The sequence below is a fragment of the Xanthomonas sp. LF06-19 genome (assembly GCF_034105425.1).
GTDB lineage: Bacteria > Pseudomonadota > Gammaproteobacteria > Xanthomonadales > Xanthomonadaceae > Xanthomonas_A > Xanthomonas_A sontii.
On sequence record NZ_JAXGGH010000007.1, the window covers coordinates 151,704 to 177,789 of the forward strand.

At 65.5% G+C, this 26,086-nt stretch carries 29 protein-coding genes; 21 read left to right on the top strand and 8 right to left on the bottom strand.

Going from position 1 to position 26,086, the window contains the following annotated elements:
- Positions 1-21: 21 nt before the first annotated feature.
- The 7 genes from SLW55_RS14895 to SLW55_RS14925 form a co-directional block, all read right to left on the bottom strand.
- On the bottom strand, positions 22-930 hold the full coding sequence (locus tag SLW55_RS14895; RefSeq protein ID WP_267121767.1) for a CPBP family intramembrane glutamic endopeptidase: 909 nt from the start codon (positions 928-930) through the stop codon (positions 22-24).
- Positions 931-1,103: 173 nt separating this feature from the next.
- Positions 1,104-2,285 carry an ABC transporter permease gene (locus SLW55_RS14900; protein ID WP_048491277.1) on the bottom strand — a complete coding sequence of 394 codons (1,182 nt, stop codon included), beginning with the start codon at positions 2,283-2,285 and terminating at the stop codon, positions 1,104-1,106.
- On the bottom strand, positions 2,282-3,028 hold the full coding sequence (locus tag SLW55_RS14905; RefSeq protein ID WP_017908432.1) for an ATP-binding cassette domain-containing protein: 747 nt from the start codon (positions 3,026-3,028) through the stop codon (positions 2,282-2,284). The genes SLW55_RS14900 and SLW55_RS14905 overlap by 4 nt, the downstream gene beginning before the upstream one ends.
- A 31-nt stretch (positions 3,029-3,059) precedes the next feature.
- A complete protein-coding gene (locus SLW55_RS14910) occupies positions 3,060-4,574 on the bottom strand; it encodes an alpha/beta fold hydrolase (protein ID WP_017915439.1) in 1,515 nt (504 codons plus the stop codon).
- A 90-nt stretch (positions 4,575-4,664) separates the two neighbouring features.
- The gene (locus tag SLW55_RS14915) at positions 4,665-4,865 is read right to left on the bottom strand and encodes a helix-turn-helix transcriptional regulator (protein WP_010340539.1); all 201 of its coding nucleotides are present in this window, start codon (positions 4,863-4,865) and stop codon (positions 4,665-4,667) included.
- Positions 4,862-5,440: a hypothetical protein gene (locus SLW55_RS14920; protein ID WP_026144274.1), complete on the bottom strand. Its 579-nt coding sequence runs from the start codon at positions 5,438-5,440 to the stop codon at positions 4,862-4,864. The genes SLW55_RS14915 and SLW55_RS14920 overlap by 4 nt, the downstream gene beginning before the upstream one ends.
- Positions 5,441-5,769: 329 nt before the next feature.
- Positions 5,770-6,480 carry an FAD-binding oxidoreductase gene (locus SLW55_RS14925; RefSeq protein WP_267087645.1) on the bottom strand — a complete coding sequence of 237 codons (711 nt, stop codon included), beginning with the start codon at positions 6,478-6,480 and terminating at the stop codon, positions 5,770-5,772.
- Between the two features lie 137 nt (positions 6,481-6,617).
- Here SLW55_RS14925 and SLW55_RS14930 point away from each other — a divergent pair, with 137 nt between their 5' ends.
- The 21 genes from SLW55_RS14930 (at position 6,618) to SLW55_RS15030 (ending at position 24,890) form a co-directional block, all read left to right on the top strand.
- On the top strand, positions 6,618-7,619 hold the full coding sequence (locus tag SLW55_RS14930; protein WP_295965734.1) for an ABC transporter ATP-binding protein: 1,002 nt from the start codon (positions 6,618-6,620) through the stop codon (positions 7,617-7,619).
- A 19-nt stretch (positions 7,620-7,638) separates the two neighbouring features.
- A complete protein-coding gene (locus tag SLW55_RS14935) occupies positions 7,639-8,454 on the top strand; it encodes an ABC transporter permease (protein ID WP_017907701.1) in 816 nt (271 codons plus the stop codon).
- 132 nt (positions 8,455-8,586) lie between these two features.
- Entirely contained in the window at positions 8,587-8,922 is a 336-nt protein-coding gene (locus SLW55_RS14940) for a hypothetical protein (RefSeq protein WP_043094202.1), read from the top strand.
- A gap of 852 nt (positions 8,923-9,774) precedes the next feature.
- A complete protein-coding gene (locus tag SLW55_RS14945) occupies positions 9,775-10,047 on the top strand; it encodes a hypothetical protein (protein ID WP_043094200.1) in 273 nt (90 codons plus the stop codon).
- 118 nt (positions 10,048-10,165) lie between these two features.
- Complete coding sequence (locus SLW55_RS14950) at positions 10,166-11,698, top strand: pilus assembly protein TadG-related protein (protein WP_267100094.1); 1,533 nt, start codon at positions 10,166-10,168, stop codon at positions 11,696-11,698.
- Positions 11,699-11,811: 113 nt separating this feature from the next.
- Positions 11,812-12,489, top strand: a complete 678-nt coding sequence (locus SLW55_RS14955) for a hypothetical protein (protein ID WP_152236809.1) — start codon at positions 11,812-11,814, stop codon at positions 12,487-12,489.
- A 13-nt stretch (positions 12,490-12,502) separates the two neighbouring features.
- Positions 12,503-13,324 carry a TadE/TadG family type IV pilus assembly protein gene (locus tag SLW55_RS14960; RefSeq protein WP_152236808.1) on the top strand — a complete coding sequence of 274 codons (822 nt, stop codon included), beginning with the start codon at positions 12,503-12,505 and terminating at the stop codon, positions 13,322-13,324.
- Positions 13,325-13,328: 4 nt separating this feature from the next.
- Positions 13,329-13,988: a hypothetical protein gene (locus SLW55_RS14965; RefSeq protein WP_267100093.1), complete on the top strand. Its 660-nt coding sequence runs from the start codon at positions 13,329-13,331 to the stop codon at positions 13,986-13,988.
- A gap of 11 nt (positions 13,989-13,999) precedes the next feature.
- A complete protein-coding gene (locus SLW55_RS14970) occupies positions 14,000-14,185 on the top strand; it encodes a hypothetical protein (RefSeq protein ID WP_052250845.1) in 186 nt (61 codons plus the stop codon).
- Positions 14,182-14,961, top strand: a complete 780-nt coding sequence (cpaB, locus tag SLW55_RS14975; RefSeq protein ID WP_267100092.1) for a Flp pilus assembly protein CpaB — start codon at positions 14,182-14,184, stop codon at positions 14,959-14,961. Before SLW55_RS14970 ends, cpaB begins: the two co-directional genes overlap by 4 nt.
- A gap of 57 nt (positions 14,962-15,018) precedes the next feature.
- Positions 15,019-16,452 (top strand): pilus assembly protein N-terminal domain-containing protein, encoded by a 1,434-nt coding sequence (locus SLW55_RS14980; RefSeq protein ID WP_267085503.1) that lies wholly within the window; start codon positions 15,019-15,021, stop codon positions 16,450-16,452.
- Between the two features lie 25 nt (positions 16,453-16,477).
- Complete coding sequence (locus tag SLW55_RS14985; RefSeq protein WP_295965742.1) at positions 16,478-18,205, top strand: ATPase, T2SS/T4P/T4SS family; 1,728 nt, start codon at positions 16,478-16,480, stop codon at positions 18,203-18,205.
- Positions 18,198-19,049: a type II secretion system F family protein gene (locus tag SLW55_RS14990; protein WP_043094193.1), complete on the top strand. Its 852-nt coding sequence runs from the start codon at positions 18,198-18,200 to the stop codon at positions 19,047-19,049. Before SLW55_RS14985 ends, SLW55_RS14990 begins: the two co-directional genes overlap by 8 nt.
- Positions 19,046-19,936 (top strand): type II secretion system F family protein, encoded by an 891-nt coding sequence (locus SLW55_RS14995; RefSeq protein ID WP_152236837.1) that lies wholly within the window; start codon positions 19,046-19,048, stop codon positions 19,934-19,936. The genes SLW55_RS14990 and SLW55_RS14995 overlap by 4 nt, the downstream gene beginning before the upstream one ends.
- Positions 19,937-19,965: 29 nt before the next feature.
- Positions 19,966-20,328: a DUF192 domain-containing protein gene (locus SLW55_RS15000; RefSeq protein WP_267100089.1), complete on the top strand. Its 363-nt coding sequence runs from the start codon at positions 19,966-19,968 to the stop codon at positions 20,326-20,328.
- Positions 20,325-21,005 (top strand): TadE family protein, encoded by a 681-nt coding sequence (locus tag SLW55_RS15005; RefSeq protein WP_150410811.1) that lies wholly within the window; start codon positions 20,325-20,327, stop codon positions 21,003-21,005. Before SLW55_RS15000 ends, SLW55_RS15005 begins: the two co-directional genes overlap by 4 nt.
- Entirely contained in the window at positions 20,995-21,645 is a 651-nt protein-coding gene (locus tag SLW55_RS15010; protein ID WP_267100088.1) for a hypothetical protein, read from the top strand. Before SLW55_RS15005 ends, SLW55_RS15010 begins: the two co-directional genes overlap by 11 nt.
- Positions 21,646-21,784: 139 nt before the next feature.
- A complete protein-coding gene (locus tag SLW55_RS15015; protein ID WP_267100087.1) occupies positions 21,785-21,928 on the top strand; it encodes a hypothetical protein in 144 nt (47 codons plus the stop codon).
- Positions 21,929-22,088: 160 nt separating this feature from the next.
- Complete coding sequence (locus SLW55_RS15020; RefSeq protein WP_267100086.1) at positions 22,089-23,090, top strand: OmpA family protein; 1,002 nt, start codon at positions 22,089-22,091, stop codon at positions 23,088-23,090.
- A 168-nt stretch (positions 23,091-23,258) separates the two neighbouring features.
- A complete protein-coding gene (gene panE / locus SLW55_RS15025) occupies positions 23,259-24,203 on the top strand; it encodes a 2-dehydropantoate 2-reductase (RefSeq protein WP_267100085.1) in 945 nt (314 codons plus the stop codon).
- A gap of 183 nt (positions 24,204-24,386) precedes the next feature.
- The gene (locus tag SLW55_RS15030) at positions 24,387-24,890 is read left to right on the top strand and encodes a hypothetical protein (protein WP_267100084.1); all 504 of its coding nucleotides are present in this window, start codon (positions 24,387-24,389) and stop codon (positions 24,888-24,890) included.
- 332 nt (positions 24,891-25,222) lie between these two features.
- On the opposite strand, the gene SLW55_RS15035 is transcribed toward SLW55_RS15030, so the two are convergent.
- Positions 25,223-26,020 carry a TatD family hydrolase gene (locus SLW55_RS15035; protein ID WP_267100083.1) on the bottom strand — a complete coding sequence of 266 codons (798 nt, stop codon included), beginning with the start codon at positions 26,018-26,020 and terminating at the stop codon, positions 25,223-25,225.
- Between the last annotated feature and the right edge of the window lie 66 nt (positions 26,021-26,086).

Genomic DNA, 26,086 nt, shown 5'->3' on the forward strand with positions numbered 1-26,086 from the left:
GCAACACGTCGACCAGCGCGATCAGGACGTCGGTGTCATGCCATCACTGCGCGCGGAGACGCCGAAGCGCCCCTTGCGCCAGGCCATCCAGGTCGCGATCGCGCCCACCACCGTGCACACCAGCAAGCCGGGCAGCGAGGCCTCCGGACCGAACGCGCCACCGCTCAACCATTCCGGCACCCCGGCCTGCGCCGTGCTGCGCGCGATCGCCGGCCCCATGTCGGTCCCCGATACCGCCGCGCCGAACAGATAACCCTGGGTGAAGTTCCAGGCCGCATGCACGCCGATGGAGACCCAGAGCCGGCCGCTGAGCACATAGAACGCGCCCAGCATGACGCCCGCCTCCACCGCGATGCACAACGCGGCGAACACGCTCGCGTTCGGATTGCCGAGGTGGGCCAGGCCGAACAGCAGCGCCGACAGTGCGAACGCCAACCATGGCCCGAACGCGCGCCACAGCAGCCGCAACAGGATCGCGCGCAACATCAGCTCTTCCACCACGCCGGCCTGCAAGGCCTTCCCGAGCGGCGCCCACAGCGGCGCCGCCCCGGTCCAGCGGATCGTGTAGACGCCGAACGCCGCCATGATCGCCATCACCGCCGCGAACATGGCCGCCCCCAACAGCAGCCCCACGCCCAACTGCAAGGGCGCGGCGCGCCAGGCGAGTTCCGCCGGCCAGCGCCGCTCGCCCAGGCTCACCGCGATTGCGTAGAACACGGCGGCCGTCAGCGCCGTCGCATACGGCGCGAACCGATCCGCGCCCGGCGGAAGCAGCCTGGCGCACAGCAGCGGTACTGTCGTCGCCACGACGATCATCAGCGCCAGCAACGCGATCGCCCAGAGCAGCGCCCGCAGCCAGCGCACCCTTCCCGGCTGCAGGATGCGCGCCTCGCCCAGCACCAGCAGGCGCCTGGCGCCGGCCGCCATCATTGCTGGGGCATCGTGTGGATCTGGAGACATGCAAAGGCTCGCTGCGGAGGAAGCATCGGCAGGACGGACAACGCCGCTGCGCGCAGCGAGTGTGCATCACGATCGCGTTTCCTGCGCGGCTCCGCGACGACGGGCGTGCAGCGCGCGGACCCGGCCCGCGCGCTGCCTCCTGCTCAGCTGGAGATCGCCAGCTGTTCCTGCCGGTAGCGGCGCACCGCCGCCAGCCACAGCACCGCGGCCAGGCCGAAACCGGTGAGCAGGTACACCGCCCAGATCTGCGGATCGATCGTCTCGCGGCGGATGATCTTCATCAGCATCTGGTTCTGCGCCAGGAACGGCACCGCGAACTGCCACAGCGTGGTCTTCAGCGGATACACCATCAACGCATAGCCCGGCAGCATCGGCAGCAGCATCAGCCAGGTCATGTGGCTCTGCGCCTCCTTCATGCTCTTGGCCGAGGCCGCCAGATAGGTCAGCAGCGAGGTGCCGATGAACAGCATCGGCAGCAGCACGAACAACATCTGCAGCATCGCCACGAAGCTGACGTTGAGCTGGCGGCCGATGCCGCTGGCCACCTGCGCGCTGAGCTTGAACGCGAGCAGGGTCAGCAGCAGCGAGACCAGGCCGACCACGCAGGCCGCGGCGATCTTGCCGCTGACGATGGCGCTGCGCGAGGCCGGCGTGGCCAGCAGCGGCTCCAGCGATTGCCGCTCGCGTTCGCCGGCGGTGGCGTCGAGGATCAGGTACGCGCCGCCGATGAACGAGGTGATGGTCAGCAGCACCGGCAGCAGCATCGCCAGCAACGCGCCACGCTTGGCCTCGGGCGTGGCCAGGTCCTGCAGTGCCACATCCAGCGGCCGCGACACCTGCGAATCGATGCCGCGCGCCAGCAGGCGCAAGGCCCCGACCTGCTGGCCGTACATGCTCAGCGCGGCCTGCACCCGCTGGGTCGGGATGTCGGCGTCGCGGCGGGTGCTGTCCTTGATGATCTCCACCAGCGCCGGGCGTCCTTCGTGCCAGGCGTTGGCGTAGTCCTCGTCGATCTTCAGCGCAAGATCCACGTCCTGGCTGCGGATCGCCCCGGTCAGGTCCTTCGGCGGCGCGACCGCGTTCAAGCCCTGCGCGGCGAGGAAGGCGACCAGGTTCGGCGCGCGTTCGCGGCCGATCACCGGAATGTCCAGCGGCTTGTCGATCTGGGTGCGCACGCGGCTCTCGGCCAGCGCGCCCATGCCCAGGATCAGCGCCGGATACAGCAGCGGGCCCAGCAGCAGCGCCAGCGCCAGGGTGCGGCGATCGCGTGAAAGGTCGCGCAATTCCTTGCGCATCACGGTGAATACGGTACGGAGCAGGCTCATGCGTGCAGTCCCTCGTCGCTGCCGATCGCCTTGACGAAGGCGTCTTCCAGATTGGGTTCGCCGGTCAGGGCGCGCAGTTCATCGGCGGTACCGGCGGCCACCACCGTGCCCTTGGCGATGATGACGATGCGATCGCACAGCGCCGCCACCTCCTGCATGATGTGGCTGGAGAAGATCACGCAACGCCCTTCCTCGCGCAGCTCGCGCAGGAAGCCGCGCAATGCGCGCGTGGTCATCACGTCCAGGCCGTTGGTGGGTTCGTCCAGGATCACGTTGCGCGGATCGTGGACCAGCGCGCGGGCGATCGCGGTCTTGGTGCGCTGGCCCTGGCTGAAACCTTCGGTCTGGCGGTCGAGGATGTCGTCCATGTCCAGCGCCTTCGACAGCAACCGGGTACGCTCGGCGATACGTGCCGCCGACAGCCCATGCAGCTCGCCGAAGTAGGCGATGTTCTCGCGCGCGGTCAACCGCTTGTACACGCCACGCGCATCCGGCAGCACGCCCAGCGCGCGCCGCACCGCCATCGGATCCTGGCCCACGTCCACGCCGTCCACGCGCACCTGGCCCTGGTCCGGCGCCATCAGCGTGTACAGCATGCGCAAGGTGGTGGTCTTGCCGGCGCCATTGGGACCGAGCAGGCCGGTGATCTGGCCGTCGGCAGCCTGGAAGCTGACCCCTTGCACCGCCTGCACGGCGCCGGCGCGGGTCTTGAATGCCTTGTGTAGATTGTCGGCGACGATCATGCGTGCCCCTCCCTGTCGAACGCTGCGCAGCTCATGGTTCCCATCCGTTGAATGAAGTGAAGGCCGGCACGCCGCTCATCGCGTCCAGGCAGGTGGCATCGAGGTGCTTGGCATCGGCGGTCTCGAAGAACTGGCCGAGCAGCTTGGGCATGCAGCCCAGGGTCATGGTGCCGTGGCCCTGGCCACGCACCACCAGATGGCGGCCGTTGGGCAGGCCCTTCAGCACGCGCTCGGCGTAGCGCGGCGGCGTCACCGGATCCAGCTGGCCGGAGGTCAGCAGCACCGGCAGGGTGGAGGTGAACGGCGCGGTGAAGTCGGCCGGGCGGGTGCCGGTGGGCCACACCGGGCACGGCGCGAAGAACATCTGCGCCACTTCCGGGCCGAGCAGCGTGTCGTGCGTCTGCGGCGCGCGGTAGCGGTCGGCGTCCTCGGCGCAGATCACCGACCACTGCATGCCGCGGTTCATCTGCCCGTCCAGTTGCCCGCCCATCATCTTTGCCAGCGACATCAGCGGCCCGTAGCGGCCGTTGGCCGCTTCGTCCAGCACCAGCGGCAGCAGCGACGCGGTCTGCGGCGCATAGGAGAACGAGAACGCCAGGCTGGTGACGGTGTCGGCGGTGACCCGGTCGTGGCGGCTCTGGCCGCTGGCCGGATCGCGGTAGTCCACTTCCACCGGCGCCTGCCGCAGCCGCTCCACCACTGCGCGCAACTGCGTGCGGGTATCGGTGGGAAAGCGCTTGGCGCAAGCCGGATCGGCCTTGCACTGCTCGGCCTGCAGGGCGATCGCATCCTCGAAGGTGGTGGCGAACTCGCCGCCGACCACCAGGTCGTTCGGCGCCACGCCATCAATGACCACGCTGCGCACATGCGGCGCGTAGCGGCGCGCGTACTGCTGGGCGACGCGCGTGCCGTAGGAGCCGCCGATCAGGTTGATCTTGTCCACGCCCAGCGCGGCGCGCACCGCATCCAGATCGCCGATCGCCTGGGTGGTGGTGTAGTAGCGAGGATCCGCGCGGCCCTGCAGCGACTGCGCGCAGCGCCGCGCGTAGTCGACCAGTTCGTTCGCGGTGGGCGCGCGTGCCGGATCGGCCAGCGGCATCTCCTTGCCGTCCGGTCCCAGGCAGCTCAGCGGATTGGACTGGCCGGTGCCGCGCTGGTCGATCAGGAACACGTCGCGGCGCTTGCGGGTCTCGCGCAGCGCCATGTCGACGATGCTGGCGACCTGGGTAGCGGCCTGGCCGGGACCGCCGGCGAGGAAGAACACCGGATCCGGGTCGCTGCCGCCCTCGCCGGTGACCGGCAGCCAGGCGATGTTGAGTTCGATCTTGCGGCCGTTCGGCGCCGCCGGATTCTCCGCCACCGCCATGCGCGCGCACTGCGCCGGCACGTTGTTGGAGGCCACCGGATTGGTCAGCGTGCACGGGTGGAAGCGCAGCGCGCCGTAGCTGCGTTCGGATGTCTGCGGCGTCGGTGCCTGGGCCGCCTGGCAGGCGGCGAGCAACAGGGTGGCCGCCGCGATGGCGAACGGCCGGGAAGGGTGTCGCATGGTTCGCATCCTTGAGTTCATGGCTTGCAGAATGCCATGCCGGAACATGGCGTCGTCGGTGCCCGGTGGGGCATGGAACGGAGTGCGTGCTTACTCGGCCTCATCGAACAGGAACACCTGCTCGATGCTGTGCGCGAACAGCCGCGCGATACGGAACGCCAGCGGCAGGCTCGGATCGTACTTGCCGGTCTCCAGCGCATTGATGGTCTGACGCGACACGCCCAGCCGCTCGCCCAGTTCGCCCTGCGACCAGCCGTGCGCCTCGCGCAGTTCGCGGATGCGGCTGTTCATTGGTAGCGGCGCGCGTTCGCGACCTTGACCACCCCATAGGTCATGCACAGCGCAGGAAACACCCACAGCATCGCGCTCGAGGCCGGCACCGCGATCACCTGCGCCGCCTGCAGGAAGCCGGCGGCCATGTAGACACCGCAGGTCAGCCCGGCGGCGATGGCGATGGATTCCAGCTCGATGCGCCGCTGCAGTTCGTCGGAGTCGCGCACGAAGCGCGCCACCGCGCGGATCACCAGCGCCAACGTCAATGCCGGCAGCAGCGCGACCACCACGCGCAGCCAGTGCGCGTCGACGCTGTCGAGCAGGCGCTTCCAGAACAGCATCACCACCACGTACGCGCCCATCGGCGGGAAGAACTCGCGGTAGTAGCGCCGTGCCAGCGCCCGCGGCGCGCTGTCGGCCAGGCTGCCCCGCGACCACCACAGCAGCAGCGCCATGAACAGGCCGCCGATGCCGACGCCCATGCACACCCCGCGCAGATAGTCGCTGCCGCCGAGCGGCAGCCAGGCCCCGGCCGCCAGCAGCGCCAGACTCACGCACAGCACCACGATCGCGTTGCGCCTGCAGTTGCCCATCATCTGTCCCCGATACTCAGCCGATCCCCGATCCGGCACCCTCGCGGCTGCCGCGTATGCCGTGCCGACCATTCCCCCTGTCAAGCACGCTTGACAGGAGAATGCGCGCGCCAAGGTCGGCTGTCAAGCGTCCTTTACAGACAAAACGAAATCACCGGCAGCCAGCGTAACGAGCCCCTCTCCCCACCGGGAGAGGGGTTGGGGTGAGGGGACGGGCGCGAAGCGCGCTCGACGCTTCGGAAACACGCAGCTTCGCCCTGGACGGACCGCAGGTGTGGCGGTCGCGGCTGAAGCCGCGCCTACGGGATGTCCGGCGCCGACAGCAGCCGTTACTTGCTGCTGACGTACTTCTCGCGGCGGATGTGCTGCACCGGTAGGCCAGCCTCCTTCAGCGCATCGAAGCAGGCGTCGACCATGTTCGGATTGCCGCACAGGTAGGCGATGTCGCCGTCGGCCTGCGGCGCGAACTCGGCGAGGAACTGCTGCACGTAGCCATGCCGCACATCCGCATGCGGCGCCTCCGGCAGCTCGCGCGAGAAGCACGGCACGAAGCGGAAACCGGGATGCGCATCGGCGAAGGCGCGGAATTCGTCGCCGTACAGCAGTTCGGCCGGGGTGCGCGCGCCCAGCAGCAGCACCACTTCCACGCCGCGCTCGGCCATCGCCGCTTCCAGCAGCGGCAGCATCGAGCGGTACGGCGTGACGCCGGTGCCGGTGGCGATCAGCAGATAGCGACGGTTGGCGTCGCCCGGCTGCAGGCAGAAACGTCCATACGGTCCGCTGGCGCAGACCTGCCCGCCGATCTCCAGGCCTTCGAACAGCGCGGTGGCCGCGCCGCCGGCGACGAAGCTGACCGCGATCTCCACGGTGGCATCGGCCGGTTGTGCCGGATCGTGACGCGTGGCCAGCGAGTAGCTGCGCTTGGTCGCGGTGCCATCGGCATAGTGGAAGTGCACCTGCACGAACTGGCCGGGCACGAACGGCAGGGGTTGGCCGTCATCGCGGACGAAGCGGTAGTGGCCGACGGCCGGGGCCAGCATGTGGCGGTCGACCAGTTTCAGCGGGAATTGGGCAGGCACGGAGATGCAACAGTCTGTGGCCGGGGGCGACCCCACGAGGTCTTCTATAATAACGGCTGCACTTCTCCTGCGCCGTCGATGCGGCGCGAAGGCCCGCCTTGACTCCCGCACCTGCTCTTTCTCCCCAGACGCCGGCGCCCGCCCTGCGCGTGCGCGACCTGCGCAAGACCTACGACAACGGCGTGCAGGCCCTGCACGGCGTGTCGCTGGACGTCCTGCCCGGCGACTTCTTCGCCCTGCTCGGCCCCAATGGCGCCGGCAAGTCGACCCTGATCGGCATCATTAGCTCGCTGGTCAACCTCAGCGCCGGCCAGGTCGAGGTGTTCGGCACCGACCTGAGCAGCCAGCGCAGCGCGGCGATGCGCCTGATCGGCCTGGTACCGCAGGAAATCAACTTCAACCTGTTCGAGCAGCCCTTCGACATCCTGGTCAACTACGCCGGCTTCTACGGCATGCCGCGCGCCGAGGCCGAGCGCCTGGCCGAAGCCGAACTCAAGCGTGCGCACCTGTGGGAGAAGGCCCAGGTGATGAGCCGCACCCTGTCCGGCGGCATGAAGCGGCGGCTGATGATCGCCCGCGCGATGATGACCCGGCCGCGCCTGCTGATCCTGGACGAACCCACCGCCGGCGTGGACATCGAGATCCGCCGCGACATGTGGCGCGTGCTGCGCGAGATCAACGCCGCCGGCACCACCATCATCCTCACCACGCACTATCTGGAGGAAGCGGAGAGCCTGTGCCGCAACCTGGCGATCATCGACCGCGGCCGCATCGTCGAGCAGGGCCCGATGCGCGCTCTGCTGGCCAAGCTGGACGTGGAAGGCTTCCTGCTGGATATCGACGGCGAGTTGCCGGCGCAGTTGCCGGCGATCGAGGGCACCACCCTGCTCGCCCAGGACGCGCACACCCTGGACCTGGACATGCCGCGGGCGATGGACCTCAACCGCGTGTTCGCCGCACTGGGCGACGCCGGCATCCGCGTGCGCTCCATGCGCACCAAGAGCAATCGCCTGGAGGAACTGTTCGTGCGCCTCACCGGCGAGCACCGCGATGCCGCTGCGGCCACGACCGGCACGGCCACGCCGTCCGCCACTCCCTGATGCCCCCACGGCGACGACCATGACCACCCAGACCGATTCCACCCTTCCCGTTTCCGACGCCACGCCCGCTCAGCGCAACTGGGTCGCGCTGGGCACCATCGTGCGCCGCGAGGTCAAGCGCATCCTGCGCATCTGGGGCCAGACCCTGGTGCCGCCGGCGATCACCATGACCCTGTACTTCCTGATCTTCGGCGGGCTCATCGGCTCGCGCGTGGGCGACATGGGCGGCTACAGCTACATGCAGTTCATCGTTCCCGGCCTGGTGATGATGAGTGTGATCCAGAACAGCTACGGCAACATCAGCTCCAGCTTCTTCGGCGCCAAGTTCGGCCGCCACGTCGAAGAACTGCTGGTCAGCCCCATGCCCAACTGGGTGATCCTGTGGGGCTACGTCGCCGGCGCGGTGCTGCGCGGGCTGATGGTCGGCGTGATCGTGCTGATCATCGCCATGTTCTTCACCCCGGTGCGCATCCCGCACCCGCTGGTGACCCTGACCACGGTATTGCTGGGCGCCACCATTTTCTCCCTGGCCGGCTTCATCAACGCGGTCTACGCGAAGAAGTTCGACGACGTGGCGATCGTGCCGACCTTCATCCTGACCCCGCTGACCTACCTGGGCGGCGTGTTCTACTCGGTCAAGCTGCTGCCCGGCTGGGCCGAGGCCGCCACCCACGCCAACCCGATCTTCTACATGGTCAACGCCTTCCGCTACGGCCTGCTCGGCAGCAGCGACGTGCCGGTGTGGGTGGCCTACAGCCTGATGCTGGGCTTCGTCGCGGTGCTGGCGGCGCTGGCGCTGTGGCTGCTGCGGCGCGGGGTGGGGTTGCGGAGCTGATTCTGTTCGCTCCTTGAACGCCCCCCGTTAGCGCCGCCCGAACGGGGTTGGGCGTTGCGCATGGCATTGCTATCCTCCGCGCCACAGGGGTTTTACTGGCCCGCTCGCCGCGGGCCGCAAGAGGAGCAAGGAATGAACCGATACACGGCAGTCATCGCAGCAGCAGTGCTGGCATGTGCAAGCGGCGGGGTTCACGCTCAGGACGACGGAATCGTCAATTTCGGCAAGATCGTCGGCGGCAACGCCGAGAACGGCAAGGCCTGCGGCGCCAGCCAGGCCCAGATCGACAGCTACAAGGCCAAGCAGAAGCAGTTGATGCAGGGCATGTATGCCCAGGTCAAGAATTTCGGCAGCGACTTCGACAACGGCTACAAGCAAGGCCAACAGACGATGCAGAAGGCCCACGCCGCAGGCACTTATAAACCTGACGCAGCGATCTGCAAGCAGTTGCTGAGCGATATGCGCTAAACCTAAGCGCTTCCCCCTCCGCACTCAAGATTTCCGATGGCCGCGATGACCCCCACACCGCGCCACGCTCAGCGTTTGCCTGCTCCTGATCACCGCCGCTGCCAGCTGCAAACGGTCTGAGCCGCAGCAGGCAACCGACGCTCCCGCTCCGCCGGCGAACGCCACAACGCCCACCTCATCCGCATCAGCCGTTGCCGCCGATCGCCTGCGCGCAGTCGGATTCGGCCAGGAACAGCCAATCGCGGCTAGTACCATCGAGGAAAGCAAGGCGCGTAACCGGCGGGTAGAACTGGTCAAGCTCTGAACGTGCTGGCGTACACGTGCCCGCTTTTTCGCTGCGCTCGACGCGCCGCGCTGCACTAAGACGATACGCGCAGGTCGACTGTGGCAGCACACCGCGCTGCCACGATGCAGGGGGTGCCATTTGCCCGAATCGACGCCTGCGACAATGAGGCTGCGCTCCGTACGCGGCCCATTCCCAGGCAAAAACACGGCAGCGGCGAAAAATTCGACTTCAACCACAAAAATTTTCCAGCCAGCCGACAAACAGCACTTTGCCGCACTTCATATCCGGACCTACGTATCGCCAGCCCATGCCTGATATTTGACAAGATATGTGATGCAAACTCCATTGCGCGTCAATTTATTAACGCAACCTTTCTTGTAACGGCAATATCTTGACGTTACATTGGCGCCGTCCGCATCCATTCTCGTTCGATGCATCTGCGGGCCAGAGATCAGCTTCATCTCTGTGAATGACTTCACTTAAATAATCCACTCGCCACACGTTGCCGCGCGGGACGTAGGTGTGCTGCCGGTGATTGGGCGAAAAGAACCAAGGAGAGGATTCAGATGAAGAACCATCGTCGCCAGATCAAGTTTGGCCGCAAGCAGCAGGGCCAAGGCATGACCGAATACATCATCATCACCGCCCTGATTGCTATTGCAGCGATCACTGCCGTCACCCTGTTCGGCGGCACTGTCCGCAGCGGGATCGCTGGCATGTCGAAAGAACTGGCGGGCCAGAGCGCCACGCAGTCTATGAACCGTGCCAAGAATCTTTCCACCGACGCGCAGAAGGAAGCCGACAAGACCAAGGGCATGGACGCGTACAACAACAAATAACTTTCTTGTTGCCCTGATGTCCCAGGTACCTGGGCAGTCACGCTGCCCAGGCCCCTTCCTATTTTCCGACATGCCGGTGACGCCGCTGTAGGAAGTGCATTCGGCAAAGGAACTGCAGATGCGTGCAGCGATCGCGATTGCCAAGTCACGGGTGCCGCCCCGCCTGGACGGGAAACGCAGCATGGCCGGTCAAGCCATGGTACTGGGGTTGGTTCTGATCCTTGTACTGTGCGTCGGCGCCATCGTGCTGTTCGACAGCGGCCAGTCCGTCAACAAGAAAGTGGAACTCACCAACGCCGCCGACGCCGCGGCGTACAGCGTCGCGGTGCAGCAGGCGCGTGCACTCAACTTCGCTGCCTATATGAATCGCGCGCGAGTCGCCAATGAAGTCGCGATCGCGCAGACGATCAGTCTGTACTCATGGATGAACCAACTGCAGATGACCACCATCACGATGCGCATCACGATGGATGTGTTGTCAGCGATCCCTTATGTCGGTCCCATCTTCCGAGCGATCGGCACCGCCTTCAAAGCGGCGGAAAACATATTGAAAGGCGTGCGAAAAACCTTTCAACCAGCTGCACAGGTCATTGTTACCACGCTCGACGAACTCAATGGCATCTTTGCCACGGCTGCAACCGCGGTGATCGAAGGCGTATCGCGTGTCGATGGCATGTTGATCGCAAGAGATGTGGTCCAGCGAAATTCACCCAGTGCCAGATTGGGTGCTGTGGGAACCGGCGTATTGGGCGAACAATTGCTCACCGCCGAAAGCAAGTTTCTGGATTTCAACAGGATTCCGCGTTCTGCCGGTACCGGCAGCGCCGCGCAACGCAGTGGTGCCGATCGCTTCCGAAATGTCGTGATGCAATCGCGAGATGGCATCAGCAAGGACCGAGGCGATCGGGTCGGCCTCGGGCTGATCAACTTCGAGAGCACCGGCGGCACCGACATGGTCGACTACAACCGCTGGGCGGCACTGGACACCATGTCGCTGGACATCAACCTTCCCTGGCCTCTGCCCGACATCGATCTGCCATTGGGTTGGGGCGGCGCTCAAGCAGTCGACCGCTACCGTAACCAGCGTTTTCTCAATGGCTTCGGCAATGGGCAGGGCTGGTATTCCGACTGGGACAAGCGCCGCTATCGCCCCTATGGCGACAGCCTGCGCAGGAATGGCTTTGTCGCGCGCCTGGTGGAGCGCGACGCAAATGTCAGAGCTGCCGGCGGACAACACAAGAATGCGTTCTTCACCAGCTACAACGGTTTACGTGACTACCACGACGTAAAGAAGAACATGGCCATGCGTCCGTATTCCAGCAATGGCAATCAGATCTTCGACGAAAACGCCGGCCCGGTCTTCACCGTCTATGCCGTGACCGACATGCGCAATGCGCGCACCAGCGAAACCGTCGGCATCGGCAATGCGGCGGGGTCACGCATGGCCATGCAGAGCAAGGCGCAGAAGGGTGAATTGGGTGCGCTGTCCTCGGCGCAGGTGTATTTCAATCGGCCACCCAACTATGCGTTGTTCCGTCGTGGCGACAACAAGGTCGAGTCGGGCAACCTGTTCAGTCCGTATTGGCAGGCACGTCTGGTCGATACGCCGACAGCGATCAAGGCCGTGGTCGCAGGAGCCGGTGGACTATGAGGCCTGTACTCCTCCGCAGCCGGGACGGTCTGTGTGCGGCCCTGTTTCTGTCACTGTGCAGTTGTAGCGCCACCGCCGTGGATGCGGGGGGCGCCGAGGACACGCGCAACTCGATGCCACCGATCCACGTTCGGCAGACCGTGGAAATGACGCGCAACGGCGTCAACGAAGCGCGAGAGAACTACCTGGCGACGCTGCGCGACTGCCAGGCAGGGGGACTGCAGAGCCGTGCCTTGTCAGATAAGGATGTCGCCTTGCTCGGCACGACCCGCTACGAACTCTGGTTCGATCGCGAGACCGAGGTCGTCCGCGAGACCAGTTGGAGTGTCGCCAACGATGGCGGCGGCGGCACCTGTCTGTTCCGGCTGGAAACAACTGGCACCCAGGAAACCACCACTGCCAGTCGCTACCAACAGGTAGATCTGGCGACCGGGGAGAAAACCGACGAAGCGGCACCGCAGGACGCGTTGATCCGCACGCCGGTGGAGAAGAGCGCGCCTGCCGCCCTGTCCGATTTCCGAGGCCCGACCCAACGCAGTGTTGCCGGTCAGCCCTGCAACGAATGGGTCAAGCCGACCGGGCTGCGTCAGTGCGTCTGGTCCGCCGGAACGAAGTGGGGATTCACTTCCGAGCCGGCCAACGACCATCGCCCCAACCGTGGCTTCATTGTCCTGGAACAAACACCGGGTGCCTATGCGGATTACAAGGTCACCACCCAGGTGATCAGCGTCGGCGAGGCATTCGACTCCGCCGCACTGGAAGCACAGCGCGCGCCGGGGAAGATCAACTAGGAGGACCGCAAGCATGCGCCAGCGTCGACAACCGCGATTGCGCGGACGCCAGGACGGTCAGAGCCTCACCGAGGCCGCGGTGCTGTGCGCCGTGCTGGTTCCACTGTTCCTGTTGATTCCGATCATGGGGAAGTACATACATTTGCGCCAGGCCACTCAGCAGGCGGCGCGCGCCGCCGCTTGGGAGGCGACGGTGGCGAAGGACTACACCCTGCCGTCCGCCACGCGCATGCGAGACCTGACGGTAGACCGGCATTTCGGCAAGGCGGATGCGCCGATCATCAGCCGCGCAAGCACCGGCACTGCGCGCGACCGCGTGGACAACCCGCTGCTGAATACCTTTTCCAACCAACCGTTGCTGGAGCGCGGCGATATCCGTGTCAACGCCTACAGGAACGAGCGGTCCTCCGGCATCCTTGATCGCCTCGGCAATCTCATCAGCAAGATTCCCGGCAACTTCCCACCCAATGACAAAGGCTTGGTGACGTCCAACCTGAGCGTCAGCGTGCAGGACCTCAAGCTTGCCAACGGCGGGTCAGCGTCGTTCCTGGAACCGTTCGACCAACTCGGGCTGCGTATGCAAGGCAGCAACAGTTTGCTGGCCGACCCATGGAATGCAGCCGGACCAGGCACCGCGAAGAACCCGGCCAAGCGCTCCGTCATCGGCCAGGTGCGCACGCTGGTGCCCAGTTCTTACCTGAGCGACTCGGCGAAGCTGTTCGATCCGCTCAAGATCATCCCGATCGTCGGCACCATCAGTCGGTTCGAGCCGGGTTACATCGCTCCCGACGTGGTGCCCGTGGACAAGCTGGAACCTTATGCCCCGCCGCGCTGAGCCTATGTTTCACCTGATCCTGGCGCTTCTGGTCCTGCTGGTGCCGGCGACCGCTTGCGCCGCGGAGTGGCCCGACGTGCCCGAGCCCGACGACGCGAAGAGCGAGTGGGTGTCCAAGCACATGATCTACAACGGCCTGCACATGCGCTCGGCGCGCTATACCAGCCAGCAGTCGCCGCAGCAGCTGATCGCGTTCTATTCGAAGCAATGGCCGGGGCAGGTCACGATCAACGACGTCGGCAGCAAGACCATCGTTGGCCATGCCCAGGACGAGCATTACATCACCGTGGAAATCAACGGAGCGGGTACCGGCAGCGAAGCACAGATCGGAATCGTGCGCCTGCTAAAGGAAAAGCCGCGCACCGCACCTGGCGCCGACTTCATGAAGCCGTCCGGCACTACGGTCGTCAACGACATCCAGTACCTGGACAACCCGGGACGTACGCTTGCGATGGAAAGCACCCTATCGCCGTATCAGAGCGAGGCGTTCTATCGCAACCGGTTGCCGGCCGAAGGCTGGACGGCGCAATCCTCCGCCACGGCCTGTTCGATGATTTCCAACAGCTGCGTCAGCAGCTATAGCAAGGGCAAGCAGCAGATGACCCTGACTTTCAACCGCCGCGAGAAGGGCACCTCGATCGTGGTCAATCAGCTCCAGCAATGAGGACGAATGCCGTGAGATCCGCCTTCCCGCCCTCCGCCCGGCACCAACGCGGCGCGGCCCTGATCGAGTACAGCATCGTCACCATGCTGGCGGTCATCGTGCTCGTGGCGCAGCCCAACATCATCCTGGAACTGATCGATTCGCTGCGCAAGGCGTACGCCAGCTTCACCTACGCACTATCGTTGGGGTGGCTATGAAGGCCCCCGCATTCAAGCCGAACCGCAACCTGCTCTTCATCGTGGTCGCCCTGGGTCTTGGCGCCTTGGCGGCCTTCGTGGCAGTGCGCTACGTCCAGAGCGCAGTGGCCGCGCGCACCAAAGATGTTGGCCAGACCGTCGCGGTGGCCGTGCCCAAATCCGATATGGCCCCTGGCACGGTAGTCACCACATCCGACCTGGCCGTCCGCGAAGTGCCGGCGGACCTGCAGCCCGCCGATGCGGTGACCCCGGAGAACGTGGACCAGTTCAGCGGGCGCGTGCTGCGCGCGCCCGTCCGCCATGGCGCTCCGCTGGGCGCCAGCGCGCTGGTGCCGCTGTACGACCAGTTCTCGCGCGTGATCAGGCCGGGCAATGTCGGCTATACGTTGCCCGTCGACGAGACCAACTCGATCTCCGGCATGATCGCACCTGGCGACCATGTCGACATCCTGCTGACCGTGGAACAGGAAAACGCCGGCTCCCGGGTCATTCCGCTACTGGAGAACATCAACGTGCTCGCCACCGGCAACCGCGTCGGGGACACGCCTGCGCAGGAAGACCAGCAAGGCTTCTCCAACATCACCCTTGAACTGAGCCCGCAGCAGGCAGAGCGCCTGACGGTGGCGGCCAAGGCCGGCGCAATGCGGGTGATGCTGCGCCAGGTCGAGGACCGAAACTCATTCGGGCTCAATGGCATGACCCAGAAAGAGTTGCTCGGCACCGCCAAGCCCGGCGGTAGCAGTGGCGTGGAATTCATCATCGGAGGCAAAGGCTGACGCATGCGCAGGACTACATGGAGTGTTTCTTTCCTTCCCATGCTCGCCGCAGCGACCATGACCATGAACGGCGAAGTGCAGGCGCAACAGCAATCGGGACTGGTGCCGGTGCCAGTCAGGGTCGCGCCAGATACCAGGACCCAACCACAACCCCAGCCGACGGGCAATCAGTCGCCCGTGCCGATGAGTGGCAGTTTTCCCACCCCTGTGCCCAACCCGGCCTATCAGCGTGCTGCGGGCAATGCCCAGGTCACGCCGCTGCCCGAGCGCGCGCGGATCTATGCGGGTCAGGCCGCCGTGCACAGCCTGCCGCAGGCACTAAAGCGTGTGGCCGTCGGCAACGGCGAACTGGTCCAGGTGACCAACATCGGCAAGCGTGAACTGGTCATCATCGGGCAGAAGCCGGGCGCGACCAGCGTGCATCTGTGGCTGCAGGACGGGCGCCAGATCGATGTGCCGGTCGAAGTCATGGACGGCAACGCCGGCGCCACGGTGGAGACCATTCGCGCCTTGCTCGCGGACGTGCCCAACCTGGGCGTGCACGCTGTCGCGGATCGGGTGGTGATCACCGGCCAGGACATCAACCCTGGCGTGGCCAAGCGTATCGAGGCGCTGATGAAGCTCTACCCGAGCGTGCTCGACTTTACCTCCGCCGACCCGGTGGGGATGCGTCCGATGGTGCTGATGGACGTGAAGATCATGGAGTTCGACAGCAATGCCCTCGAAGAGCTTGGCATTCAGTGGGACAACGTGATTCAGGGACCGGTGGGTGGTCTGCTGAAGGACTTCACCACAAACGATTACTACCGGATCAATCCACCGGGCACCCCGGCCGCGGGCGTGGTTCTGCCCAATCGCGTGCCCGGCACCCAGGCCTTCTTCGGCATCGCCACCCAGATCGGCTCGGCGATCAACCTGCTGATGAACAAGGGCAAGGCATTCCTGCTCGCGTCGCCGCAGCTCAGTGCACGCAGCGGCGGCCAAGCCAAGTTCCTGGTCGGCGGCGAGGTGCCGATTCCGATCCCGCAGGGATTCGGCCAGGTGACCGTGGACTTCAAGGAGTACGGCATCAAGCTGGACATCGAGCCCCTGGTCAACGGCAACCAGGAGATCTCCACCCGCCTGCTCGCGGAAGTCAGCCGGGTCGATCCCACCGTGACAGTGCAGGGCGTGCCCGGCTTCACCACGCGTCGCACCGAATCGGAACTCAACGTCAAGGCGGGCGAGACCATCGTGATTTCCGGCCTGATCGATTCCAGCGCGCAGCAGGACGCCAAGAAGCTTCCCCTGTTGGGCGAGATTCCGATTCTGGGCAAGCTTTTCCGCTCCGATGGCTTCCGCGGCAATCGGACCGAACTGGTGATGTTCGTGACCCCGCGCATCCTCACCCCCGATTCGGCAGAAAACCAGGAAGGCCTGGAACGTGGGCGTCGCATCCAGGAGCGCGGCAAGGAGGCGATGCCCAAGCGCAGCAAGGACTACGTCCAGTAATCGCCACGACTCGTAGACAGACGCCATGTTCAACATCTTGATCGACACTCCCAACCGCGACCGGCGCCACGTCCGCTGTCTGCATCGCGAATGCGGCATCGGCCGCGGCGACGGCAATCTGGTGGTCCTGCAAGGCTGGAGCATCGCGCAGCAGCATGCGGCGCTGAAGCGAGAGGACAACGGTATCTTCATCGAGACGCTCGGTGGCCGCGCGTCCGTCCTGGTCAACGGTGAGAAGGTGACCGGCAGCCGTGGCCCGCTGAGCAGTCGCGACCTGGTGCAGATCGGCGACTATCGTCTCCAAGTGGTGGGCGACGAACCCGAGTCGGCACCGACGCCGAGGCAGGACGCCAACACCTTCAATGCGCCAGCGGCACCGATCGGTGAGCACGTCGCTGCGGCGGCCAATCAGCCGATCGCCGAGCCTGAGCAGCAGCGACAGCTGGCGCGACCACAGGATCTGCCACCGGACATCGCGGTCTACCGCGCAAAAGTGCATGCCGCGCTGGTCAAGCAGATGGATCTGCGACGCCTGGATGTGCGTAGCATGGGCGACGACACCTTGCGCGCCACCACTATCAGTCTGATCGACGACGTACTGGAGCGTGAGTTCGCCGATCTTCCCAAGACCATCAACCGCCGCCGCCTGGCCAAGGAAGTGCTGGACGAAGCGATCGGACTGGGGCCGCTGGAGGACCTGATCGAAGACAATACGGTGACCGAAATCATGGTCAACGCCTACGATCAGATATTCATCGAACGCGCCGGCCGCATCGAGCAGTCCGCGGTCTGCTTCACCAGCGATCGTGCCGTGCTGTCGGCGATCGAACGCATCGTCACGCCGCTCGGTCGGCGTATCGACGAGAGCTCACCGATGGTCGACGCGCGCCTGAAGGACGGCTCCCGTGTCAACGCGATCATTCCTCCGATCGCTCTGCGCGGGCCCAGCATCAGCATCCGAAAGTTCGCCAAGCGCAAGCTGGAAGGCAACGACCTGATCGACTTCGGGTCGCTCAATGCGCCGATGCTGGAATTCCTGACCATGGCCGTGCGCGAACGGCGCAACATCGTGGTCACCGGCGGCACCGGCTCCGGCAAGACCACACTGCTCAACATCCTGTCCAACTTCATTCCCGACACCGACCGCATCGTGACCATCGAGGATGCGGCGGAACTGAAACTGGTCCAGCCCAACCTGGTCGCGCTGGAAGCGCGGCCACCGAACATGGAAGGCAAAGGACATATTTCCATCCGCGACCTGGTGCGCAATGCGCTGCGCATGCGGCCCGATCGGATCGTGGTCGGCGAATGCCGCGGCGGCGAAGCGCTGGACATGTTGCAGGCGATGAATACCGGCCACGAGGGCTCGCTGACCACGGCGCATGCCAACAATCCGCGAGAGGCGCTATCGCGCCTGGAAGTCATGGTGATGATGGCCGGCATGGAACTGCCGATGACGGTGGTCCGCGAGCAGATTTCCTCTGCCGTCGATCTGATCGTGCATCAGAAGCGTTTCCCCTGTGGTTCACGCAAAGTCAGTCATATCACCGAAATCACCGGCGTCGAGAGCGGCACGATCCAGTTGCAGGACGTCTTCCTGTTCAAGGCCAGGTCCAACAGTGGCCGCGATGGCAAAGTCAGCGGCGAGTTCATCGCAACCGGCGCCGTGCCGGAGTTCTACGAGGAGCTGGCAGAGCGCGGCGTTTCGGTCGACCTGTCGATCTTCCGCAACGGCGGCCAGGGCAATGGATAATATCTGGCTCGTCGCGCTGCTGGCCTTCAGTTGCGTCACGGTCTCCGGACTGATGCTGGTTCGGGCCAGCGCGAACTTCATGCAGCGCTACCACGAGCGCTTCGTCGACCAGGCGCGCCTGAACCTCGCGGACATGTTTCTGTTCGTCGATCCGCAGATGCTCTTCGTCGCCAACGGCGTCGTACTGCTGTTGATTCCGCTGTTGCTGTGGCTACTCAGCGGCAACCTGCTGCTGCCGGTCGTGGCCGTGATCGTGTTGGCGATCGCGCCGCGCAAGGTGTATCTGTGGCTCAAGCAGCGCCGCCTCGACCAGATCCAGCAGCAGTTGCCGGACAGCCTGCTGATGATGTCCGGCAGCCTGCGCGCCGGTGTCGGCTTCAACCCTGCGCTGGAGGCGCTGGCGCATGACGGGCAGCCCCCGCTCGCGCAGGAACTGGCCCTGGTGCTGCGCGAGCAGCACATGGGCGTGCGGACCGACGAGGCACTGGAAAACTTCGCTAACCGCGTTCCCATTCCCGACGTGAAGCTGTTCGTGGCTGCCGTCAGCATTTCGCGCGAGGTCGGCGGCAACCTCGCCGAAAGCCTGTCCACGTTGGCCGAAACCCTGCGCCGCAAGCTGATCATGGAAGGCAAGGTCAAGGCGCTGACTGCGCAGGGCCGCCTGCAGGGCATCGTAATGGCGATGCTGCCAGCTGGACTGGTCGGCTTCCTGGTGCTGTTCTACCCGGAAACCATGAACCCGATGTTCCATACGCTGCTTGGTTGGTGCGTCATCGCCCTGATGTGCGTGCTGGAGTATCTGGGCTATCGCATGTGCCGCAAGATCATGACGATCGATATATGAACTGGATGCTTGCCCTTGTCGCCGTGCTGGCCGTCACCGCCGTCGGCCTGGTGCTGTTCGCGCTGCGGGGCATGTTGCAGGCGGTACCGCAGGACGACCGCAACTATCAGGATCCGCTGCCGTCGGTCCTGCGCATGCTGTGGCCCCTGGTCACGGCTGCCACGCATGTGGTCGGACCGCGCCTCAAGTCCTCGCAATTGGAACGTGCCCACCGTAGCCTGCAGTCGGCAGGCCAGGATTTCGTGCTGACCCCCGAAGAGCTCTACGGGACCCGCATCGTCGCTGCCGGCACGGTCAGCGTGGTCTTCATCGTCGTCGTGATGCTGCTCGGCAAGCTCAGCGTCGGCGCGTTTTGCATGTGTTTGCTGTTCGGCATCCCGCTGGGATGGATGTATCCCACGCTGTGGCTGGGCGAACGACGCAAGCAGCGTAGCAAACATGTGGTCCGCGACCTGCCGACATTCCTGGATTTCATCACCATGGCGGTGGAGGCGGGCCTCAACATCACCGGCGCGATCGAGCAATCGGTACAAAAGGGTCCGCCCGGCCCGTTGGCGCAGGAGTTCTCGCGCATGCTGCGCGATCTGCGCGCCGGACTGCCGCGTGCCGAAGCGCTGCGCCGCATGGCCGACCGCATGGATATCTCGCAGATCTCCAACTTCACCAGTGCCCTGATCCAGGCCGACCGGGTCGGTGCCAGCCTCAGCGAAACCCTGCGCTCGCAAGCCATGCAAAGGCGCGAAGAGCGCTTCCTGCGTGCGGAGAAGCTGGCGCTGGAAGCACCGGTCAAGATGATGCTGCCGCTGGTGCTGTTCTTCTTTCCGTTGATTTTCGTGGTGCTGGCGTACTTCATCTACTTGCAGATGAAGCAGCAGGGGATCCTGTGAGGTGCGGCACACTCCAACGCGAGGGACAGGTGCTGCTGCACAGCGTATGGCGCGCTGACACGTGGTGGTTACGACTGCGCGGCCTGCTTGGGCGCGCAGCGCTGCAGCCGGGCGAAGGCCTGCTGATCGAGCCGTGCAACAGCGTGCACACCCTGGCCATGACGTACCCGCTCGATCTGCTGTTCTTCGATCGCGGTGGCCGCGTCCTGGACTGGCGCGAGCGTGTGCGCCCCTGGCGTGGCGCCCTGTGCCTGCACGCCCACGCCACACTCGAACTGCCACCCGGTACGCTGCAGGCGTTGCAACCCGTCCGCGACGAGCATCTGGCGTGGTTGCCCGCGGAATCTCCCATCGCCACAGGCATCGTCGCTCCCGCAGGAGACCGTTCGTGACCGTACTCCGACATTCGCCGCGACATCAACGTGGTCAATCCCTGATCGAGTTCTGCGTCGTCGTCCCGACTTTCCTCTTCCTGGTCCTGGTGATCTTCCAGTTCGTGCTGATCTACCGTACCAAGACAGTGCTGGACTATGCCGCTTTTCAGGCAGCCCGGGCTGGAGCGGTCAACGGCGTCAGAAAGAATGACATGGCAGACGCATTGGCGGGCGGATTGACGCCGCTGTTCGCTCAATCGCCTGACATCGCCAACGTCATGCTGACAAAGCAGAAGATCCGTTACACAGAAGTGCAGCTGTTTTCCAAAATCGAGGTCATTGCACCGACCCGGGCCGCCTACAACGAGTTCCGCGAACGCCAGTACGACGGCCGCTACGCGCTTCCCAACGACAGCCTGGCGTTCCGCAACGCCAACGTCGGCGGCAGTCAGGTCAATGTGCAGGATGCCAACATCCTCAAGATCAAGGTTACCTACAACATGCCGTTGATCGTGCCCTTCGTCGACCGCGTCATCGTCGGCCTGTCGGATCTGGTCAGCGGGGGCGAAAGCTATACGCCTGCCTCAATGCTGTTCGAAGAGCCAATCAGCGGCCATCGCCGCCTGCCGATCGAATCCTATGCGGTGGTACGCATGCAATCCCCTATCTACGAAGCTGGCAATCTTGACCATTGAACGACCGATCTTGGTGTTGCTGGCTAGCTTGCTGATCGCTGCGACAACCGATCCCAGAGATGCAGCTGCGCAGGAGCAGAGCGAAGCAGCGGAGCCGTTGCAGGCGCGCCTGCAGGCACGCGCCTATGGCGTGGGTCCGCTGGGTCCGAAACAGGCAGGCGACGCCGTCCTGGTCGAGGTACGTTTGCGTGGCGATGCCATCCGCATCGACTTCGTCGGTACGCAGGCGCCCGATGCCTATCTGATCAACCCAGGGACCCGCGGCCGCGGCTGGCTCGTCAGCCACTCCGGGGACTATCGCCTGCCGATCGCCGACGCCAGCGGCCCCTATTGGTACGATCCCGCCGATCCTTGCGCCAGGATTGGCGGTCGCTGCGCGCCGGCGCCCGGGGAATTCATCGCCAGCCGTTTGGCTACGGGGTGGCGCTACGACGCCGCGCAAGGCCCTGACGGCACGACCTCCGGCACGCTATGGCTAGACCGCAGCGGCCTGCTGCTCGGCTATCGCGGCAAGGTCGGCAACCGCCGCGAGGAGCGCAGCCTGCGCGTAGATGCGGTAAGTTTCGAAGCCGTTCCCGCCGAGGTATTCACACCCCAAGAGAGTCTTCGTACACCGGAAAGCTCCCGGCTGCTTCATTGAGCCGCTTGTTTCCCCTGCATCCACATCCCATGCATCTCCGGAATCTCGGCGCGAGTGCGGCCATTTGATCTGGTATTGCGCACCTGCAAGGCCCACGACCTAGACAGCGCGCTGGATGCGGTTAGATCGGCAAGTCACGATGTGGCCTGACCGCGAGGCCGGCCTTGTGCTCGCCTATCGCGGCAAGACCGGTCTGGAACAGCAACAGCACTGGGACATCCAACGCGTCGACTACGGCCCGCAGCCGGATGCCTTGTTCCAGCCGCCCGAGCTCGCGCACTGATCTCGCGTCCCCAGGTAACCCAAGCGTGAGTCGCCCACTACTGATAGACGCGGGTTCATGGTTCTGCAGCAAGATCGGCCGATCGCACCGTTACACTAGTTTGGTTCGTCCCCCGACAAGGAGTATCTCCGTGAAAAGAGCAGTAGCGGCGACGTTGGCCATGGCCGTCATCGCAAGCCTGAGCGCCTGCAAGAAGCATGAGCAGCCGGCGCATCCCGACGATCAGGCGACGCCCCCCGCGGCGACCACCAACGCCACGCAGGACGCGTCCACGCAACACGCTGCCGCCAGCACGGCCTTCGACCCGGCCAGCCTGCCGGTGTCCGACGTCCCGCTCGGAGATTTCCCCTATATCGCGCTGCCCACCGGCTATGTCACCGGCAGTACTCCCGATATCGCGGACTTCGACCAAGTGCCGTTCTGGACCGGCGATCAGCTGCAGCCGGTCGAGGGCAGGGTCTGGTCGGCGCACATCGATGCGGCGCAGGGCAAGACCTTCTCAGACCTGGAACTGTCCCGCAACATCGAGGCCGTGGTGACCACACTCGGCGGCAAGAAGATCTTCGACGGCCGTATTCCCGACGCCGCCACAAAAAAGATCAACGAATGGCCGCGCGATTTCGCAATCAAGTACAACAGCGGCCTAGGCGACATCTGGAACAACCCGGCGCAGGTCTTCGTGGTGCATCGCGCCGACCGCGACATCTGGATCCACCTGTGCAGCTACCAGTTCGGTGGCGGCCTGCTGATCGCCGAGACCAAGCCGCTGCAGGTCACCGCCAGCCTGCTGCCGGCCAGCGAACTGAAGACGCAGATCGACAAGACCGGCAAGGTGGCCCTGCACGTCAACTTCGCCACCGACAAGACCGACATCCTGCCCGATTCGCAGCCGCAGATCGCGCAGGTCGTGCAATTGCTCAAGCAGGACGCCGCGTTGAAGCTGGCCGTCAACGGCTACACCGACGGCACCGGCGATGCCGCGCACAACAAGACGCTGTCGGAAGGACGCGCCAAGGCGGTGGTCGCCGCGCTCGTCGCGCAGGGTATCGACGCGTCGCGTCTGACTGCGGCCGGCTTCGGCGATGCCGACCCGGTGGCGGACAATGCGACCGAGCAGGGCAAGTCGCAGAACCGCCGCGTCGAGCTGGTGAAGAAGAGCTGAGCCGCACCGGGTACCGCTGCATGCGGTCACCCTGATGCGTGCTGGTCGTGGTGCGGCGCAACGGCATAGCCGATTGCGCCGCATCGTCGATAGGACCGCACGCGCGCCCGCTTGCCGGCATGCGTTCCCGCAGTCGGACGCCTCCCACTCCATGGCGATCCACGTCTCATGCGTATCCTGATTCTCGGAGCCGGCGCGACCGGCGGTTATTTCGGCGGACGCCTTGCCCAGGCCGGCGTCGATGTCAGCTTTCTGGTGCGACCACCACGGGCCGCACGCCTGCAACGCGACGGGTTGCGCATCCGCAGCCCGCGCGGCGACGCGGCGATCGCGGTGAGCACGCTCACCGCCGAGACGCTGCCTGGCGCGGCACAGGCGCGGCCGTTCGATCTGGTGCTGCTGAGCTGCAAGGCCTACGACCTGGAAAGTTCGCTGGACGCGGTGGCGCCGGCGGTCCACGAGGGCACCAGCGTGCTGCCGATCCTCAATGGCCTGCGCCACTATGGGGCGCTGGATGCGCGCTTCGGTTCGGAGCGGGTCGTCGGCGGGCTGTGCTTCATCAGCGCGGTACTGGATGCCGACGGCGCGATCCAGCACCTAGCCAAGCCGGCCTCGCTGACCTTCGGCGAACGCGACGGCCGCGGCGCCGACAGCGCGCGCGTGCGCGCCCTGGCCGCGGCGTGCGCGCAGGCCGACCTGGACCATCTGGCCACGCCGCGGATCGCGCAGGAGCAATGGATCAAGTACACCTTCCTCACCGCGCTGGCCGCGGCCACCTGCCTGATGCGTGCGCCGATCGGGCGTATCGTCGCCAGCGACGATGGCGTGGCGCTAGTGCGTGGCCTGTATGTCGAATGCACGGCAGTGGCCGCGGCGGCCGGCGAACCGGTGCCGGAAGCGGCGCAGGCCAGCGCGCTGCAATTGCTGACCCAGCCGGGTTCGCCGATGAAGGCGTCGATGCTGCGCGACCTGGAAGCCGGGCAGCAGGTGGAGGCGCAGCAGATCGTCGGCGACATGCTGGTCCGCGCCCGCGCCGCCGGGCAGGACGCGCCGCTGCTGATGGCGGCGTACTGCCACCTGCAGGCGTACCAGGCCGGCCTGCCCGCGCGCTGAGGGTTGCCGCGGAAAGCCGGCGCCGCGCGCAGCGCACCCCTGTCCTGCGCACGCCCGCCACGGTGCTACGGGCAATGCCGTATCCGCGCCGTCCCAAGGGCGGCGCTGCATCTTCGCGCGCCGCTGACGCGCCTGGCGCCTATGCTCGCCCACCACACAGGGGGCAAGCGAGCGGGCACGCACATGGAAAAACTGTTCCGCGGCGGGCATTTCCTCATCATCCTGCTGTTCCTGCTGTGCGCGACCGGACTGATCTGCATGGCCGTGCTCGAGCTGTGGCACGGCCTGACCCCTGGCGGCGAACTGGTGGTGCGCGACCGCTTCAATGTGGTGCTGGAAGCGATCGGGCTGCTCACGGTGGCGCTTGTGACCCTGGAACTGGGCCAGACCATCTACGAGGAGGAGGTGCAGCGCGACGTCAAGGTCAGCGGACCGACCCGGGTGCGTCGCTACCTGTCGCGGTTCTTCGTGGTCATCGTCATCGCCCTGGCGATCGAGACCCTGGTGTCGATCTTCGAACTGATGCACGACGATCCGTCCAAGCTGCCCTACGCTTCGGCGGTCGGCCTGTGCGCGGCGCTGCTGCTGGTCGCCTGGGGCGTGTTCGTCAAGCTCAACCGCAGCGCCGAGGAACTGGAGCCGGAAGCCATGGCGGAAGCCAAGCGCGAGGACGCGCAGGTCGATTGAGAGGCGGTAGTGCCGCCAATGGCGTTACCTGCGCAGCAGCGGCTTCACCCGCGACGAATGCAGACTAAAGCCGACTGACACCGTCGTGCGTCGGGACTGAAGTCCCTCCCACAAGAAAATGCCAGCCCATTCCGTCCAGGATCTCCACCGGCGCATCGGCCGGCACGGTCGCGCAGAGGATCGGCATGGCCACCGGACCATCGGCAACGACGGGTTGACCGGTCGCGGCTGAAGCCGCCCCCACAAAAGACGCGTACAGCCAAGCGCGCTTTTACGGATCCCCAATCCCCAATCACGAATCCCCAAACACGAAACCCGCCGCGTCGACGTACTCAGCCCGGCATCGGTAAACGGAAGAATGTCCGCGCGGCAGAAGTGCTGGCCGCGGCGACAGTGGCCACGTCCTCGCCACGGTCGCGTGCCAGTTCCTCGACGATGTGCGCCAGGAACGCCGGTTCGTTGCGGCGGTCCTTCGGCGTCGGCTTGAGCGTGCGCGGCAGCAGGTACGGTGCATCGGTCTCGATCATCAGCCGCTCGGCGGGAATGTGCTTCACCAGCTCGCGCAAATGCGCGCCGCGGCGCTCGTCGCACAGCCAGCCGGTGATGCCGATGTACCAGTCGCGATCCAGGTAGTCGAACAGTTCCTCGCGGCTGCCGGTGAAGCAATGCACCACTGCCGGGCCGAGCTTGCCGTCGAACTGGCGCATCAGCGCCACGAAGTCGGCATGGGCATCGCGCTGGTGCAGGAACAGCGGCTTGCCGGTGTCCACCGCCAGCTGCAGCTGCCGCTCGAACGCACGGTGCTGCGCCGGCCGCGGGGAGAAATCGCGGAAGTAGTCCAGGCCGCACTCGCCCACCGCCACCACCTCGGCGTGCGCATGCAGCGCGCGCAGTTCGGCGTCGCACTCGGCGGTGTACTCCACCGCGTGATGCGGATGCACGCCGGCGGTGGCGTACAACACGCCCGGATGCTGTTGCGCCAGTTGCAGCGCCAGCGGCGAGTGCTCGCGGCTGGCGCCGGTGACCACCAGTTGCATGACGCCGGCAGCGTGGGCGCGCTGCAGCACGGCGTCGCGGTCGCGGTCGAAGGACTCGTGGGTGAGGTTGGCGCCGATGTCGATCAAGGTCATGCGGTTGCGCGGGAATCAGCCGGGACAGCAGCCAATTGTACGGGCCACGCGCCTGCCGCCGCTCCC